Here is a 16,947-nt window from a genome sequence, read left to right as displayed (position 1 = left end):
CTTAATTATAATTCAAAAGAGAAGCTGAGAAAAAGGACTATGCCTTATGGAACGGCTGTTCCGGGAAATTTTCAGTTTTAAGCAGTTTTTCTTTAATAAAATCTCCTTCTGCTTTATTCATAAGCGCTTCATATTTTTGCTGCTCTCTTTCCAATGCCTGAATGAGTGAACCGCGTGTGGCTTCCGTAATTCCCTGAACAGCTGGAATCAGCACCTTCTGAACCTCATCTTCTTTTTCTTTTAATACAGCTGTAATTTTTTTCATTGCATCCTGTACGACTCTATCTTTCAATTCCCTGCTGAGACCGCCTTCAAAAAATTCCCGCTTATTTTTCAGGAAATGTTTGTAGCTTTCCATGTTTTCCAGCAGCAATATTTCTCCTAACGAAGTTCGAATGGCCGGAGAAAAGGACGGACGCGGGAATTGAAATTCTCCAAGACTGTTCTGCAGATCTGCTTCGTAGCTCTCACACCATTTTCGGAACAGACGCTGAATAGCGTGGTCAAGACGAATAGATACTGCTTCCCATTCCTGACGCAGAAATTGTTCGCCCATCACTGCCCAGTCAGTGAGAGCCTGTTCCAGCTGCTGTTGGAGGTCTCTTCTGCTGTCTGCAGTCAGTACGGAAACATTAACCGCTTCCTGAAAATAATCATGCAGAACAAAACTCATTCTTTTTCGTAAATAAAGGGACAGCTGTTCCAGTTCCCGGAAAGCGTCTCGTTCCACGTATTGAAAGGATTTTTTTTCAGCCTTAGCGATTTCTTCCTTTAATTTCAATTTCAACTCAGAAAGCTTTTTTTGTTTATTTGTCTCTTCCTCCTGCATATAGGCATAATAATGATCGAGCTGGTGAATAAGCTTGTCTGTCTCTTTTTGTATAAGCTGCAGCCCGAGAAATTTAAGTTCTCCTAAAATATGTTTGTAAAAAAGCGCTTCAAATGATGCAAACGAGCTGTCTGATGAACCTTCTTTGAGTGCAAGTTTACTTGATACGTGAAATAATCTAGGGTTGGCAAAGCCGTTTTGGGAAAGCTGGGTAGATACATGCTCTTTCACTTCCTGGAGTTCTCTGTCAGTAGATGCAAGATCACTTGCATTAATTACAAAATACAATTTATCATTTGCGAAACTTTCGTTTACAGCACTTACCTGCTGCAGAAAGTACTGATCCGACTTGGAGAAAGCGTGATTATAATAAGTCAGATAAAAAATAGCATCAGACATTTCCAGCTGTTTAAACGCCACGTTTGTATGGCGGCCGTGTATGGAGTTAACTCCAGGCGTATCAACGAGAATGATTCCTTCCTTTGTCAATGGACAGTCATAATACATTGTCACATTATCTATTAAACATGCCGTCTCTTCATCTGCAATATAGGGAGCAAGCTGATCTATGCTTGTTTTTTCTTTCGTCCCTATTACATTCTGCCGCTCCCGGAGGGTTTTCTGCAGTATTTTCAAATAATCTATGCTCGATTTCTGCTGTTTCGTTACCTTTGTTAGAGAACGGTAGTTCCATTTCGGAAGACTATCTATATCCAATTCCTGGCGAAGCGACCTTCCTACGGAATGAATTTCTTCTGAAAGCCTTGTACGGTCTTTAAAATGGACTACCGCTTCTCCATGGTAAAAACCATCCCCCGGCTCCTTTACAGTATTCACAGTCGCAGTTGTTGGGTGCGGGGAGACCGGCATTATGTCCGCTCCTAAAAGGGCATTGGCAAAACTTGATTTACCTGCGCTGAACGCACCGAATAAAGAAATTGTGAAAGAGGACTTTTCAAAATTATCAACAGTAGACTCAAGAGCTGCTGCTTCTTCTATAAAGAGCGGATGGTGCTTTAAATCTTCTTTCCATTCTTTAACAGATTCTATCCATGGCTGTACAGCGTCATCATCGATAGAAACGCTTACTGCATGCTCCGGGACAGAAGCATGATGCTCTTCATCATCTTCAGGTATAAACGTAATATCCTTCCAGAAGGTTTCTTCCTCGATATCTTCGGCACTCGTAATCTCCCGGAGCATATCCTCAAGAGGCTTTACTGAACCGGCGCGTGGTTTGAAATGTTCAGCTTCTTTTAATAACTCTTGGAACTCTCTGTCAAGGGCGGTTAAATGCTCGTGAAACGTTTCGAGGTTACCAAACTGGCTGCGCTTCTGTTCAAGTTTCTGAACTTCTTCAGCTTTTCTCTCTTTCATACCTTCAATATAAAGCTGTAACAATTCGTTAGCACGGGTTTTTACTTCCCGTACGATTTTTTCGTTCATCTGTTTTGTTAATGTATAGATATACTCACGGTTAATGGATTTTGTCGTTACGTGACTGTCGATCCATTCCGGAGTAATAGTTATATTAAGATTTTTCATTGCTTCCAAAAAAGCCTGTTCGTTGGAAAGCTGGTGTACAGGGACTTTTCGAAAATAATCTTCTACAAAATATATCAGCTGGGATTTCAAGTTGTCATTAACTTCCACTGTCAGCTGATCAAGCCGTTTCTGCTGCTCTTCTTTCGTTTTCTTTCCTGAGAAAACAAACCCGACTTTAAACTGTTTTTGCTTGGATTCTACGTAACGTTCCACGAGTTCTGTAGTAGCAGCAGGAAAAAGATGCACATTGTCATAGAGTCGTTTCATCTCAGATTTATAATCGTCTTCCAGCTGCTCTTCATATGTGGAAGCTGCCCGGATCTTTTCATAAACCGAAGATACTTCTTCTACTTCCTGCTGAGTAAACCCCTCTTCTCCTGCTTTTTGAAGTACTTCTTCCCTGCTCGTTTCTCTTTCCTTACGCAGGCGGTTAACGAGTGCTTCATAAAACCCTCTTTTCAGGGCGTGCTGGGAAGGGTCGGTAAAAGCACTTCCTGCTTTTAATATCGCCTTCATTTTCTTTTTAAAAGTATCAAACTCATTTAATGGATGATCCGGTGTTTTCATAGAAGTAAAATAAAATTGTGCATAGTGAATATGCCATTCTTCAAATACCTCATCAATCCGGCTTCGAAAATCCTCTGCTGTCATCTCTTTCTCCTCATGTTTATCAACCTGGTTAATAACAATGAATACCGGTTTGCCGGATTCAGAGAGCTGTTTCAGAAAATGCAGATTCGTTTCCGATTGAACATGATTATAGTCCATGACGTAAACGATGGCATCGGTGGAATACAGCTGTTCGGCCGTAACGCTCGCATGAGTTGGATCAGTAGAATCGACACCGGGAGTGTCCGCAATTACTCCGTTCTCTGATAGAAAAGACAAAGGAGCCTGGATGTGCAGTTCACTGATTTGTTCTCCATCCTTCCCCCATTGTTTAATATCGCTCCACGGTATTTCCCCTTCATAACTGTGAAGCAGTTTTCCATTTGGTCCAATCAGTTTTAAACCGAAATCCCCTTTGGTGATCTTAATAATATTCGCACTTGTAGGGATAGGGCTTGTAGGCAGAACTTCCGCGCCGACAAGTGCATTCAAAAGCGTCGACTTCCCTGCTGAAAAATGACCGCAGAAAGCAATTTCAAAAATACCACTCGTTTTTTTATCTTCAATCTTCCGCAGACGCTCCTGTTCCTGTACAGTTAATTCCACTGTCGATAGTTCACTCATAGATTATCTTCCTCCAACCGCTTGAAAATAGTTTATTAGTTTTATTATTACATTTTTCCGCTTATCGCTCTACAGCTTCACAAAGTATAAAATAATTCAGTTCCAGCAGACTGCTGACATGAATATCTCCTCCGGGATTATCTTTGCCGACACTGACCGCTGTCATCCCTGCCTGTTTTACTGCTTTTGTCCCTGCCACGCTGTCTTCGATTCCTGCACAGTCCTTCGGAGAAATATTCAAAAATGCTGCTGCTCTCAGAAAAATTTCCGGATCCGGCTTCATGTTCTTTACGTCCTCTACAGGAACAATATAGTCAAAAGAGCTGTAAAGACCCAGTTTCCTTATTACAAATTCTGCATTGGAACTCGAAGAAGCGAGTGCAAGCGGAACTCCGTTATTTTTTAAATCATAAATCAATTCTGCAGCGCCCGGCAGTGTATCCTCTGGGGTGAGATAGTTAATATAAGTTCTGTAAATATCGTTTTTCATTCGACCAAGTTCTGCTTCCGTATATTTTGTTTCAGAAGATTGAAAGAGCATTGCCTCCATGAGAGCTTTTCTGCTTCTTCCCTGCCACTGCTCATTCATTTTCCGCGTGAACGTAATATCCAATACATCTGCAGTCTTTTTTGATGCCAGGTAATGAAACTCCACAGTGTCCGCAATTACTCCATCCAGATCAAATATACATGCTTTCATTTTAATATACTTCTTTTTAATTTATACAAATGTTGTTATGAGAACGGCCGTAGACGCTTATACTCTTCCACAGATCAGACAGTTAAAAGCAATGTTTTTTCGTAATAAAAATAAACTAAGATATTAGTACCTTGATGATAATACTGTTAAAGAAGAAGAATAGCGGTAATCGTACCTATTGTACCGTAAAGGAGGGCAAACGGCATGTTCATCCACGTAATCCGGTATGGGTTCTGCTGGGTATTCATAGCCGTCATCGTAACAGTCACTCCGTATGTACCGACGGTAGCTGTTGCGAGTGCTCCGCTTACGAAAACAATACTGAAACTTAATGGATTAGCGATCGAGAACAAAGGAGAAACAGCTTCTATAAGAACGGCGATGGTTGCAATAGGATGAATTCCAATCATGCTCATAGCCAGATACGTCAGCTGAATCATAAATAAAACGATCCAGGGGGTTTCCCCCATGGCCAGAAAAGGATCCTGAACCATTTCCAGAAGCGGGGTTTCATTAAGCGTCGTGGAAAAGAACGCAAGGGAGACAAACAGCAGAATAAAATTCTGCATATGGCTGTTGCGTTCTTTCCAGAGCGGCACTCCAATCCACAAAAAGCTCCTTCTCCTTCTGCCGAGTACTGCCCAAGTAAAAGCAAACGGGAAAATAACGAGCGTCACTGTCAGAATAAAATCGAAGCCAAAAAGATTGCCAATTATAACAATGGAAGCGAGAAACAGCGACAGAGCTGTAAACAGAGTGACCATCGGTTTTAGAATCTGTTTTACTGATCCACCGTTATTCTGCTGCGAGTAAGCGGTCTTCCGATAGCGGTACCTCCCTATAAAACCATCGATTGTCAATGTTAAAAAAGAGACAAGCATCAGCCAGGGCAGCATTGAAAAGTAACTGACTCCCGTAGCATCCACGCTGATGGCTACGAGTATTTCCATCGGACTCCAGCACAACGCAACCGCAAAAGCACGAAGCGTCGTCTGTGCAATAAAACTCTGCTGCAGCTTCCTGTCAAAGCGCTGCAGATTATCCCTGAGTACGCCCTGTGAGAGACTCAGCGCTGACAAATTGATAAAAGCTACGAGTATATAACTGGTCACCGATGCACGCTGATATAATTTACCAAGATCGTTGACGTTCGCTGAGAGGAGCGTATTTATCTTCCGATCATACCTCCCCGCCCTGACGACACTATTCATCCAAGGCAGCATAAATAAAAGAGCGAGCAGCGAAAGATTTTCATTAACATATAAATACAGTTCTCCTGTAGGAAGACTGTAGAAAAAAATAAAGAAAAATCCGGCTGTTGTAAAAACTGCTGCCAGAATTTTAAAGAGAGTCGAAGCATAAGGGAAAGATAGTAAAAAAAGAACAATCGTACTTCCTGCAAGCACGTCGTTTATGTAAGGCACAGGAAAAAATATTTCGATCAGGTAAAGCAAAATAACCCATGAAAACAGTATATAATGGGACGATCGCTGAATCATATTTTTCCTCCAGTCTGACGTATTATTATTTTTTCAAAGGCTCGATGAGGAAGAAATGTTTCACAGGCCGTTAAAAAGATAACTCCTTTTCCAGTACGATAATTAAAAGCCGGCTTCTTTTTATGAATGACAGATTCAATTTTATTTATAACTTTTACCGGCTTATCCCCTGAAGAAGCTGTTTTTTCCGTATGCTGCTCCAGGCTTTCTTCAAGTTTCTTATAATCGTTTCCATTGTAAAATCGGGCTCTGGTACGGCTTTTATTCCATATTGGAGTTTTAAATGAGCCAATTTCCATATGTACTACGTGAATCCCTTTAGGAAGAAGTTCCAGACGCAGAGAGTGACTGAGACCGCGCAGAGCAAATTTGGAAGCCGCATATGCACCGATACCTGGAAATCCAATTCTTCCGCTTATACTGCCCATTTGAATAATTTTTGCTTCTCTGCCCCGCTTCAAAAGCGGGAGTGCTTCTTTCGTCAGAGCTGCCGTACCGACAACGTTGACATTCATCTGCTCCTCCCAGTCTGCTTCTGAAAGCGCTTCTGCCACTCCTCCCTGACAGAAGCCTGCGTTATTAACTAATACATCAATCTTTCCGAATTTCTGTTCAATTTCCGCCAGCATATTTTTTCTGGCCGATTCATCAGTTATATCCATTTCATACACAAAATCAAGTCCGTACTTTTTCAGCTTTACTGTATCCTCTTTTTTCTTTACGGCTGCAAGCACTGTATAGTTCCGGCGGAACCGTTCTGCCATCAACAAGCCGAAGCCGCTTCCTGCTCCAGTAATCAGAATAATTCTATGTTTCATAAAAACCATCCTCCATCCTTTATATGGTACGATTAATAAATACGCTTCAGGAGGTGATCACCCTGTCAAACCGGCTGCAGCTGCTGCTGGGTATTACAGCTTATACAACTACAGGACTGTTCCTGCTGGAGGCTGTGACCCCCATGCAGTTATCACTCATTTACGGCATTCTTTCCCTTGCGCTGCTCATTGCTGCTTTCTTTTTTATTAATCGATCGAATAAATTAATCATCAGTCTGTTAACGGCAGGTGCATTCTTTATATATTTAATGGAAAATATCAGCCCTCTGGAAATGACCGAAGCGTTTGGTACAAATACAAACGTACTATCTCTTTTTCTGATGATCCCACTAGTCGGAGCTTATATGAGTTTCACAGGCTATTTAACATCTCTCAAGCATTACATAGCAGAAAAGAGTGCAGAATCAGGCAACCATCCCTACCGGCTGAGTTTTACTTTAATGCTCTGTATTGGATTTATTCTTAACTTTGGCGCTATGGCTATTATACGGCAGATTGCAGATGAAAGCTTCCGCAGTTTTCATCAGAAGAAGCTCACCCTTCATTTGATGAGAGGATTTGCCTGCTGTATGCTCTGGTCGCCTTATTTTGTAAATATAGGGCTTGTCGTAGCTATTTTTGATATATCCTGGTTTTCCATCGGTTTTTTTGGCCTGTTTCTTGCTGCCGTCTTTGCCGGCCTTTCCACACTCTGGCTTCGCCGGATTGACTTTTCCGGCGATGTCACGATTGAAAATACTTCGCGTTCCCTAAAACACAAGGTATCCATTCTGCCTCTCATTCGATTTGGTATTTTGTTTGTCAGTCTTTCTTTCTTATTTTATTACAACGCAGATGCTTCTATGATTGTCATCGTTTCACTGCTCGCTATCTTTCTCCCTATCGTTTTTGCCCTGGCGAAAAAGGAAATGGGCGGCTATTTGTCTTATGTGTTTTCCGACATCAGACATTCATTTTTGCGGGTGAAAAATGAAATGGCTATTTTTATCGCTGCAGGATTTTTCGGGACAGCAGTTTCTTCCACTGCTGCAGGAGAAGTTATTTCCAACAGTCTTGCCGTATGGACATCCGGCTCCGTTCTTCTCTTTTCCTTTATTATTATGTTAGTTACGCTTATGTTTGCTCTTGTCGGGGTCCATCCAATCATTATCATCATTGGTATCGGCAGCTCTCTCAGCCCGGAGTCTCTTGGTATCAGTCATGAATACGCAGCACTTCTGCTCGTCTCTTCCTGGACGATCGCCACACAGATTTCTCCTTTTTCAGGTCAGGTGCTGATGGCTTCCCGCCTGATGGATGTCACGCCTTTATCTGTAATTAAACAAAATGCCTCTTTTGTAGCTGCTGCTTTTGTCTGTGTCGGTACTGCCCTTTACAGTCTTTATTATTTCCAGTTCATTTAATAAAGTTACTTTCATGCCTCTAAGGGCAGGGAGCAGGTTTGAACCGTGTGCCCTCAAAAAAAGTACGCCCCGAGATACGGGCGTACTTTTTAATCGTTTATGCTTTTTCTACAATCTCATACTCAGCATGTTTAAGAACTGTACGTGGTTTTGCGCCTTCTTCATCTCTTTTTTCCATTTCAGCTGATATGGAATTTGTATAAGGGGTAATAACTTTTGCTAATTCGCCTTTATAATCCCCTGCTGTAATGAGAATTTGATCACCGGATTGTACAAGCACTTCTTCTTGTTCTTCAGACATAATTTCCAGTCTCCTTTCCTGATCTCTACAAGCTTTCAACGTGATAATACACGGTTCTTCCGCGGAGGTCAATCAATGTCTTTTTTACGTTCTGGAACTGGAAATAGTCATAGCATCCAAATTCAGCTTTGCTCCTGTCTTCAATAGAAAATCAACTCCGATAATGCCTTCTTCTTCCATGTCCTGCAGTTCTGTCGTGAATTCACTTACTTTAAGCGGACCGATACTCATAGCATCAAGTGTTTCTTCAGGAACCATTTTTTTATTAAATACGGTTTTTTCACGGCCGGTATCAATAAGCACCTCAAACGATTCATATGTTCCATTAATTTTTACCCGTGCTTCCGTATATAATTTTCCGTTTCTTTTTCTGAGTGGTTTCATAAATAAAGGCCTCCCTCGGGCGTATGGTTTGTGAAAAAAGTATAACTAAGCGTATGCTAAAACCATTATACATAATTAAGAGTCTTAACGACAATAAGGTACTGGAGCTGAATGGCATGAAATGGAAATATTTCACTTATACACTGCTCACATTAGGTATTTATACAGGGCTTCATTTATATATTGCCTGGATTTTATCTTTTATACTGCCAATCCCTTATTTCATCATAGCCATATTTGTAAATCTTTTTGCCTACATCTATATAGGTGGAATTAAAATTCCGGCTTTGAAAACAGCTGGTTCGCTCTGGTTTGCCTGTCTGCCGTTCTTCCTTATCATTTTTCCGGCAGTACACCTGCTGGTTTTCCTGCTCGCTGTCATTTTCCCTTTTTCGAATGTTGTTAATGGAGCTGCCATCGCTGCTGGAGTCCTTTTTATCGTCTACTGGGGGTTTGGGCTTTATTATGCCTATACTCCGGTCATCAGGAAATATACCATTTATCTGGACAGAGTCAGTGCACCATTCAGTTTCGCTGTAGCTTCTGATATGCACTTCGGAGGTCTTTCAGGCAGCAGACATGTTAAAAACCTCGTAAAACATGTGAACCCTCTCGATGCGGACGTCATATTTTTATGTGGTGACATTGTAGATGATGATCCGGAAATTTTTAAAAACAAAAACCAGCATCTCCTTCTTAGTGAATTAAAATCCACTTCCGGCATTTTTGCTGTTACCGGCAATCACGAATATTATGGTAATCAAATCAGCAGACTGTCAAAAATACTCGAAGACAGCGGGATCAGGCTTCTTGAAGACGAAACCGTGCATGTCGAAAATATCGGATGGATCATCGGACGCAAAGACAAGACGTCTAAACAGAGAAAGTCAGTCAGAGAATTGATCCCTGATAACGCCAGACCTGCCATCGTCCTCGATCACCAGCCTGTGTCACTCGACGAAATAGAACAGGCAGGAGCAGATATTTCATTAAGCGGACATACCCACCGCGGGCAGATTTGGCCGTTTCACCTGATTACTTCACGAATTTTTAAATTGGACTGGGGCTATAGGCGTTTTGGAAATCTGCATGCCTTCGTTTCCTCCGGATTTGGATTTTGGGGTCCTCCAATCCGGATAGGATCCCAAAGTGAAATTATGTTTGTCCGTGTGTTACAAAAGTAATTTTCCTGGACTGGGCATCCCACTTTAAAACAGCATGAAATGTCTCATCGCCTTTATTAAAACCGTTAATTGTCTCTGTTTTTCCGTCTTTCAGCAGCAATTTAATCTGCTTCAAATCAAGTTTTTTCCCGAGAATCGTTTTGGAAATGGTAAATGTACAGCTGTTCTGACGATAGGCGCTGCATCCGTAAAAATTACCTTTATCCACCACATCTGCTCCGCATAGCGGACACGGACCTGCTTTTACCGTTCGTTTTTTACGCTTACCGTTTTTCGCAGGTCTGGTGGATGGAATAGCTGCTGCATCGATATTCCAGGAGCCGGAGGAATGCCCCGCTTCTTCGACGAGGTGAGTAGTCAATTTCTTCACCTGATCAAGGAAGGCGCCCGCTCCTTTTCTGCCCTCTCCAATTTCAGCAAGACGCTGCTCCCATTTTGCCGTCATTTCAGGGGAGGAAAGAATCGTTCCGGCAACAGCATTAAAGAGTGCCTCCCCTTTTGCCGTTGCAAAAACCATGTTTTTAGTTACTGAAATATATCCGCGGTCTTTCAGGACTGTAATAATACCTGCTCTCGTAGCCTCTGTACCGAGCCCCTCCGTTTCTTTCATAACCTGAGCAAGTTCAGGATCAAGCTCTTTTCCGCATGTTTTCATTAATTGAATCAGGTCTCCTTCAGTAAAACGTTTCGGAGGTTTTGTTTTTTTGGAAAGAACGTCAGCTTTTGTCACATCAGACCGGAGACCTTTTTCCAGCTCCTGAAGCCCCAGCTCCTGATTATTTTCGCTGGTTGCAGAAGGCAGAATACGCCGCCATCCTTCCTGGAGCATACTGCTGGTTTTAGAAATAAATAAGGCTCTTTCGTCCACTGTTGTTTCGCACGTAAGATCGTTCATAATACAGGCTTTTTCATGAGCTGCGAGCATCCTTTTAATAACAGCATCATAAATTTTTGCTTCATCTCCCGAAAGTGACTCAGGATTTTTAATTTCTTCTGTAGGAATGATAGCGTAGTGATCTTTCACTTTTGCTGAATTGACGTACCTTTTATCTTCCTGCAGGGATGTTTTCGGGAGAGGGAAATAGCGCTCATAGGAAGAGAGTTTCTTTAATTTTTCAAGCATTCCGGGAAAAGCGGCAGCCTCCTCTTTCGTAACATGTGCTGAATCTGTGCGTGGATAGGTCAGCAGCCCCTTCGTATATAATTTTTGAGCTGTGTCCAGCGTTTTTTTAGGAGAAAACTTAAATGCTTTATTCGCATGAGCCTGGAGAGTAGAAAGGGAGAAGAGCTGCGGCGGTTGAATTTTTCGTTCCTTTTCTTTAAAAGAGGTTAGTTCTGCACTTTTATTTCGCGCAAAATCAGCAATTTTATCTGCCAATTCCCTGCTGTTAATTTTTGAATCCTCTTTATCGTGCCACACGCCTTTATAGATCCCTTTTTCATGAGTGAATTCCGCTTCCACTTCCCAATAGGGCTCGGGCTTAAAGTTTTCTATCTTTTTTTCTCTGTCGACAATCAGACAAAGTGTAGGAGTCTGTACCCTCCCCACGGAAAATACATCCTGAACGCCGTGGTGTTTCTGCATGAGCAGCGTGTAGAGTCTGGAAGCATTCATCCCTATCAGCCAATCGGCATAGGCCCGGCTCACCGCTTCCGTATATAAACTTTCCGTCTCTTTTCCGTCTTTTAAAGCAGCGAATCCTTCTTTAACAGCCTGAGGAGTTAAAGAGGAGATCCAAAGCCTATGGAGCGGTTTGTAGACAGCAATCTCATTCAGAATGAGACGGATTATCGCTTCTCCTTCCCGCTCAGCATCTCCGGCGTGGATAATCCCTTTGACACGATCATCTTTCGCAAACCGCTGGATAACCGAAAATTCTCTGCGTCGTTTTACACGGTATTTGAAATCTTCTGGTATCATCGGAAGGACACTTAGCTCCCAGCGTTTCCACTCTTTTTTATACGTTTCCGGCGGGACGGGTTCTAGGAGATGTCCGAGCGCCCAGGTTATCACTGCTCCAGTCGGAAAGTGGGGGCAGGAATCAATTACAATATGATCTTTCTGATGACGGCTATGAAAAGGAGCAGCCAGTTTTTTTGCCTGATCCGGTTTTTCAGCGATGATCAGCTGCATAAAACCATCTCCTTCCTGATATATGTAGGAACATACGTTTCATTATAATGGGGAAAGGCGCTGTCTGCAACGATTTTCCAGAACGGTATACTAATAAAATACTGAACAGCAGCTCACTCGCAAAACATTCGCCGTCTATTAGAAACAAGAGAGATCTTTAAAAGAAATGAGCATTGTCTGGTTTCATAATGTCCTGCTTCTTTCAAAAATAATGAGAAGAAGGAGAACGGGCTGTATCCTGAAACATCAGGCTTTGTTCTGAGGGCGTCCAGTTAAAGAACGTGTTCAGACGACTAGTTTAAGCATTTGCGCACGTGCGTTATAACACCCTGCTTTACATAATAAAAGGCTATGTTGAAAATAAAGTTCATAAGTGATAAAGGGGCGCTTTCGCTTCTATAGGAGGCGCAGGGACGGCTTAAGCTCATCCCTTCCACCCTGCGCTCAGCAGGGTGGGGCCCGGTAATATCCACACCATTGATCAGATGGCGGGTTGAAATCCGCTGATTTTGTTGGTCTTGCATTTGAAACTTCATAGTAAGGTTTGGAATAGTAGTATAGTATATCTATTCTTATCTTAGCGAGAGGCCCATGCATTTTCAAAGTGGAAAATGTACACCCTGCAGGAATGCTTTAACACAGCTTAATAACAAATAGACTGCTCCATAACATGTATGGAGCAGTCTTCGATAAAAGAGTTTTAAGTACCGCTTTGTCTGGAATATTCTCTGAATCGGATTAATTACTGTTCTTCTTTATCAATGAGGTACGTCCGTCCCGGTTCCTGATTAATAATTTTCTCTTTCATTAATTTACCAAGAGCCCTTTTAAACGATGCTTTACTCAATCCAAAAGCAGACTGAATTTCTTCGGGCGTTGATTTGTCTGTAAAAGGCATCTGTCCGCCTCTCTTATGCAGAACTTCCAAAATCATATCGGCATCTTTCCCTTGAGCTACCACTCTTTCATCTCTTAGAGAGACGTTAATTGTTCCGTCCTCTTTCACTGCAATAACTCTTCCTTCCACACTCTGCCCAAGCCGAGGAATAAAAGAAGCCTCACTTTCATGTATAAAGCCTCGCACCCCTTCTTCTGTAATGATACAAGTGCCCGCATCTTTATGTCCGTAGACGTTTCCGCGTACTTCGGAGCCCCGGTACTCATTTTGTGCTCGATCTCTTTCTTCTTCAATCATATCTTCCGTTATCGGCATTGCTTTCAGGCGCTTCATTCGGTCATGGGCAAGGGTAACAAATAAACGGTCCCCTTTTTGTGGCCAAAGTTCTTTAGCATCCGGAAGATCATCTTTTGAAACAAGAATATCTTTAGGGAGCCCTATATCAACAAAAACTCCAGCGTCTATCCCTCCGACTACATAGACCCAGTCATAAGTCGATTTAGTAACGGTGGGAATGTTCATCGTTGCTGTCAGCTTCCCCTGCTTATCCTCATAAATAAATACCTCAGCCGTGTCACCGGCCGGCTTATTTACTTCTTCGGCTGGAAGGAGAAGTTCTTCCCCCTTGTATTCAAGAAAAATTCCTTTTCTCGACTGACCGGTAACGGCTGCATGGACAGCTTCACCCGTAATTGCGTCTTCCATCATTGTACATCCTCCTTTTTTTCATAAAAAAGCCTTATCAATGAAAACCAATTTCATCGATAAGGCTTATGACATTATCAAATCAGCAGATTAAAGAGATCTTCATCTTTATTAATCTCTATATAAGCAAAACCTTTTTTGTCCATTCTGTCAATAAGAGAATGGTAATCTTCCTGATGCTGAAGCTCAATACCACAGAGAACAGGTCCTTTATCACGGTTGTTCTTTTTTGTATATTCAAAACGAGTAATATCGTCGCTGGGTCCGAGCACGTCAATTAAAAATTCCCGGAGCGCTCCGGCCCGCTGAGGGAAATTAACAATAAAATAATGCTTTAACCCTTGATAGATCATGGACCGTTCTTTTACTTCCTGCATCCGGTCAATATCATTATTGCCTCCGCTCACGACACAAACAACGTTTTTACCCTTTATCTCCTCTTTATATTCATCAAGTGCAGCTATAGAAAGTGCTCCTGCCGGTTCGGCTACAATAGCATTTTCGTTATACAGATTAAGCATTGCGGCACATACTCTGCCTTCGTCGATAAGGGTAATATCGTCGACCACCCGTTTAGCAATCTCAAAAGTAGTCTCTCCTACTTTTTTCACTGCTGCTCCATCTACAAATTTATCAATTTTACCCAGTGTTGTTACTTTTCCAGCTGCTAGGGAGGTTTTCATACCCGGTGCTCCTGCCGGCTCTACTCCGATCATTTTCGTCGAAGGAGAAATTTCTTTGAAGTAGGACCCCACACCGGAAATCAGTCCGCCTCCTCCGATACTCATGAAGACATGAGAAATGGGGACATCAATATCTTCCAATATTTCCATACCGACCGTTCCCTGACCAGCTATCGTCCGGGTATCATCAAATGGATGAATAAAGGACATTTCCTCTTTTTCACAACAGATCATCGCTTCTTTAAATGCATCATCGAACGTATCTCCTGTCAGAATGACTTCGACAAAGGGTTCTCCGAAAAATTCCACCCGGGAAACTTTCTGCCTCGGGGTTGTAGAAGGCATATATATCTTCCCTCTTACACCGAGTGCTTTACAGGAATAAGCCACTCCCTGTGCATGATTACCTGCACTTGCACAGACAACCCCCTTCTGCAGCTCCTGTTCTCCAAGACCCTGCATCAGATTATAAGCCCCTCGGAGCTTAAAGGATCGAACTACCTGAAGATCTTCCCGTTTTAAATAAACGTTTGCACCATACTTATCAGAAAGGATATTATCCCGCTGCAGAGGTGTTTTCACAACAACATCTTTTAATGCCTGATGGGCAAGCAGTATATCTTTGACATATACTCCCTGCGCTTTTGTCTCTTCCATGAGCTGATTCTCCTCTATGTTCGAATATTATGACTAATCTTATCACATGCTCCGGCCCGTGAAAACAGGGTTTTCGTAAACATTCACAGTTTCGGATAATGTAAGCGTTATCCTTACAAAATACTTCTGAAAACATTTCCTGATCTGGAAAAAATACATTAATTGCAGGATTTCAGTAATCATGTCGGAAGGAGGGAATTTTTATACTTTTTTCTAAAACAAAAAAGCACGGAGCACTCCCTAAAGGAGCGGCTCAGTGCTGCTGTCTTGCCAACATAGAATAAACATCTTTTAAAGTATGATATCCCTGTTTTTGAACATGCTCTGTGCACGTGTTCCACAATCGGTAAGTCATTTTTGCATCTTCTAATGCGTGATGTCTGCCGCTGGATGGAATATTAAAATAATCGCAGCATTCTTCAAGTGAATGAAGCTGCCGTTCTGGATCAATTATTCTTGTCAAAAAGGTTGTATCCAGCAGCCGATAATCAAATTTCATACGATAAAGCGTCCAGAGCGTCTGTTCCATAAAAGCTTTCTCATGCTTTGCATGATGTGCCACAAGCGTATGTCCTTGAATAAACTGAAGAAAATCCGTAAATACTTCTTCTGCCGGTGGAGCTTCCAACAGCATATTTCCTGTTATTCCCGTCAGCTCTTTTACCGTTTCTGAAGGTTCCGTTTCAGAGTATACAAGTGAGTAGAATTCTTCCAGTCCTGTTTCTTTCTGCTTTACTGCACCTATAGAAAGCACTGTATCCCCCTTTTTTGGAGAAAACCCGGTCGTCTCAATGTCAAATACAACCACCGGCAGTTTTTTAAAAGGCATCTCCAGATGGTCCCGCTGTTTCTGTTCACGCTGAAGTCTTCGAGCGTAGGCTACTGCTTCTGCATTGCGGCTCCCTTTAGGATGATAGGCTGATCTACCGGCCAGGGCTCCCATTTGCCTCAGCCATTTGTCGACGACATTCATAAGGGAAGCTTCCTTTCCATATTTTTATAATATTCATGAACCTGCTCGAGAAGCTGCTTCCCTTCTTCCATCCATTCTTTCACCATCCGCTTCTCCTCTTTCGTTAAGGTATCTGCCTTAATAAGATGAATGTCCCGATAGGAGGAACTATTCTTCGTTTGCAGATGCCGGAAATTCAGGGCATTTTCAAAAGACTTTCGCGCAACCGGCATTCTCGGAAAGACGGCGGACAGGCTCTGCATTCTGGAAATTGTCGAAGAAGAAATGTCTCCTTCTATAAACGCTCCGGTTCTAGCAGCATTCACAAAAGGAAAAAGAACGGTTTCCTTAAAATCAAAACGCTTATATTTATCTGTAAGAATCTGCCCAAATACATTCCGCCTCCTCATACGAAATTCCGAATTGGCAAGTACCCTGTTCCGGAAGGAGTGCCGGAATCTGCTGTAACTGAACATAAGCTCTTTCAATTCCTGGTTACCTGATTTGTCACCTACCAGAGTCCTTGCATCAAATAAAATAAGCATATGACGGATTGATTCCCATGAACCTTCCTGGATCCACTGTTCCACCTGTTTTTTCATTTCAGGTACAGGTTTACACCACCTGGGTTCTTCAGCCATTACTTTTCCTTCACACCGTTCGTAACCGCATATTTCCATTCCTTTCGTTATATTCCTGCCGAGCGCAAGAAAATACGGAGTGTCTTCCGGGCTTCCTTCGTGAATCAGCGCGTGGTCCTGATCGCTCCACAATGCCTGTTCCTTTCTTCCGGCACTCCCCATTATAAGGAAAGCAAAGCGAGCAGGTGCTTTGCCCTGCTCGCTTTGCGTAAGTTCTTCTGCCGCGTGAACAATCTTCTTCATCAATTCATCATGCAATTGATTTAACTCAGAAAATGTCAGCTGCTTTTGATGCATATGACGGTTCCGCCATTCCTGTAAATGCTCAAAAGAAATATGTTCTTCTTTAGTCAGTTTCAT

Annotated in this window: 13 protein-coding genes; 2 read left to right on the top strand and 11 right to left on the bottom strand. The window is 42.3% G+C overall.

Features of this window, described 5'->3' with window-relative positions; all coding sequences use genetic code 11:
- Positions 1-37 precede the first annotated feature (37 nt).
- The 4 genes from FTX54_RS08735 to FTX54_RS08720 form a co-directional block, all read right to left on the bottom strand.
- Complete coding sequence (locus tag FTX54_RS08735) at positions 38-3,607, bottom strand: dynamin family protein (protein WP_147802221.1); 3,570 nt, start codon at positions 3,605-3,607, stop codon at positions 38-40.
- 61 nt (positions 3,608-3,668) lie between these two features.
- A complete protein-coding gene (pgmB, locus tag FTX54_RS08730) occupies positions 3,669-4,307 on the bottom strand; it encodes a beta-phosphoglucomutase (protein ID WP_147802220.1) in 639 nt (212 codons plus the stop codon).
- 146 nt (positions 4,308-4,453) lie between these two features.
- Entirely contained in the window at positions 4,454-5,806 is a 1,353-nt protein-coding gene (locus FTX54_RS08725) for a hypothetical protein (protein ID WP_147802219.1), read from the bottom strand.
- Entirely contained in the window at positions 5,803-6,624 is an 822-nt protein-coding gene (locus FTX54_RS08720) for an SDR family NAD(P)-dependent oxidoreductase (protein ID WP_187254425.1), read from the bottom strand. Before FTX54_RS08720 ends, FTX54_RS08725 begins: the two co-directional genes overlap by 4 nt.
- 143 nt (positions 6,625-6,767) lie before the next feature.
- Here FTX54_RS08720 and FTX54_RS08715 point away from each other — a divergent pair, with 143 nt between their 5' ends.
- On the top strand, positions 6,768-8,048 hold the full coding sequence (locus FTX54_RS08715) for a hypothetical protein (RefSeq protein ID WP_187254424.1): 1,281 nt from the start codon (positions 6,768-6,770) through the stop codon (positions 8,046-8,048).
- Between the two features lie 97 nt (positions 8,049-8,145).
- Here the strand turns inward: FTX54_RS08715 and FTX54_RS08710 are convergent, their stop codons facing one another.
- On the bottom strand, positions 8,146-8,349 hold the full coding sequence (locus FTX54_RS08710; RefSeq protein WP_246125531.1) for a DUF2187 domain-containing protein: 204 nt from the start codon (positions 8,347-8,349) through the stop codon (positions 8,146-8,148).
- 84 nt (positions 8,350-8,433) lie between these two features.
- Positions 8,434-8,733 carry a hypothetical protein gene (locus tag FTX54_RS08705; protein WP_147802216.1) on the bottom strand — a complete coding sequence of 100 codons (300 nt, stop codon included), beginning with the start codon at positions 8,731-8,733 and terminating at the stop codon, positions 8,434-8,436.
- A 116-nt stretch (positions 8,734-8,849) separates the two neighbouring features.
- Between FTX54_RS08705 and FTX54_RS08700 the strand changes: the two genes are divergently transcribed.
- Positions 8,850-9,917, top strand: a complete 1,068-nt coding sequence (locus tag FTX54_RS08700) for a metallophosphoesterase (RefSeq protein WP_187254423.1) — start codon at positions 8,850-8,852, stop codon at positions 9,915-9,917.
- Here the strand turns inward: FTX54_RS08700 and FTX54_RS08695 are convergent.
- The 5 genes from FTX54_RS08695 to FTX54_RS08675 all read right to left on the bottom strand — a co-directional run bounded on the left by FTX54_RS08695 (position 9,889) and on the right by FTX54_RS08675 (position 16,947).
- Entirely contained in the window at positions 9,889-12,051 is a 2,163-nt protein-coding gene (locus FTX54_RS08695) for a type IA DNA topoisomerase (RefSeq protein WP_147802214.1), read from the bottom strand. The two genes, FTX54_RS08700 and FTX54_RS08695, sit on opposite strands and share 29 nt — an antisense overlap.
- Before the next feature lie 742 nt (positions 12,052-12,793).
- Positions 12,794-13,657 (bottom strand): CvfB family protein, encoded by an 864-nt coding sequence (locus FTX54_RS08690; protein ID WP_147802213.1) that lies wholly within the window; start codon positions 13,655-13,657, stop codon positions 12,794-12,796.
- A 74-nt stretch (positions 13,658-13,731) separates the two neighbouring features.
- Positions 13,732-14,994, bottom strand: a complete 1,263-nt coding sequence (gene ilvA / locus FTX54_RS08685; RefSeq protein WP_147802212.1) for a threonine ammonia-lyase IlvA — start codon at positions 14,992-14,994, stop codon at positions 13,732-13,734.
- Positions 14,995-15,247: 253 nt separating this feature from the next.
- Positions 15,248-15,967 (bottom strand): exonuclease domain-containing protein, encoded by a 720-nt coding sequence (locus FTX54_RS08680; protein ID WP_147802211.1) that lies wholly within the window; start codon positions 15,965-15,967, stop codon positions 15,248-15,250.
- On the bottom strand, positions 15,964-16,947 hold the full coding sequence (locus FTX54_RS08675; protein ID WP_147802210.1) for a DUF294 nucleotidyltransferase-like domain-containing protein: 984 nt from the start codon (positions 16,945-16,947) through the stop codon (positions 15,964-15,966). Before FTX54_RS08675 ends, FTX54_RS08680 begins: the two co-directional genes overlap by 4 nt.

The sequence above is a fragment of the Alkalicoccus halolimnae genome, assembly GCF_008014775.2.
GTDB classification, from domain to species: Bacteria; Bacillota; Bacilli; order Bacillales; family Salisediminibacteriaceae; genus Alkalicoccus; species Alkalicoccus halolimnae.
This window is presented reverse-complemented; position numbering and strand designations above follow the sequence as displayed.

Coding starts and splice junctions, on each gene's coding strand:
- FTX54_RS08735 (WP_147802221.1), bottom strand. CDS start 3,607: ATGAGTGAACTATCGACAGTGGAATTAACTGTACAGGAACAGGAGCGT.
- pgmB (WP_147802220.1), bottom strand. CDS start 4,307: ATGAAAGCATGTATATTTGATCTGGATGGAGTAATTGCGGACACTGTG.
- FTX54_RS08725 (WP_147802219.1), bottom strand. CDS start 5,806: ATGATTCAGCGATCGTCCCATTATATACTGTTTTCATGGGTTATTTTG.
- FTX54_RS08720 (WP_187254425.1), bottom strand. CDS start 6,624: ATGAAACATAGAATTATTCTGATTACTGGAGCAGGAAGCGGCTTCGGC.
- FTX54_RS08715 (WP_187254424.1), top strand. CDS start 6,768: ATGCAGTTATCACTCATTTACGGCATTCTTTCCCTTGCGCTGCTCATT.
- FTX54_RS08710 (WP_246125531.1), bottom strand. CDS start 8,349: ATGTCTGAAGAACAAGAAGAAGTGCTTGTACAATCCGGTGATCAAATT.
- FTX54_RS08705 (WP_147802216.1), bottom strand. CDS start 8,733: ATGAAACCACTCAGAAAAAGAAACGGAAAATTATATACGGAAGCACGG.
- FTX54_RS08700 (WP_187254423.1), top strand. CDS start 8,850: ATGAAATGGAAATATTTCACTTATACACTGCTCACATTAGGTATTTAT.
- FTX54_RS08695 (WP_147802214.1), bottom strand. CDS start 12,051: ATGCAGCTGATCATCGCTGAAAAACCGGATCAGGCAAAAAAACTGGCT.
- FTX54_RS08690 (WP_147802213.1), bottom strand. CDS start 13,657: ATGATGGAAGACGCAATTACGGGTGAAGCTGTCCATGCAGCCGTTACC.
- ilvA (WP_147802212.1), bottom strand. CDS start 14,994: ATGGAAGAGACAAAAGCGCAGGGAGTATATGTCAAAGATATACTGCTT.
- FTX54_RS08680 (WP_147802211.1), bottom strand. CDS start 15,967: ATGAATGTCGTCGACAAATGGCTGAGGCAAATGGGAGCCCTGGCCGGT.
- FTX54_RS08675 (WP_147802210.1), bottom strand. CDS start 16,947: ATGAAACTGACTAAAGAAGAACATATTTCTTTTGAGCATTTACAGGAA.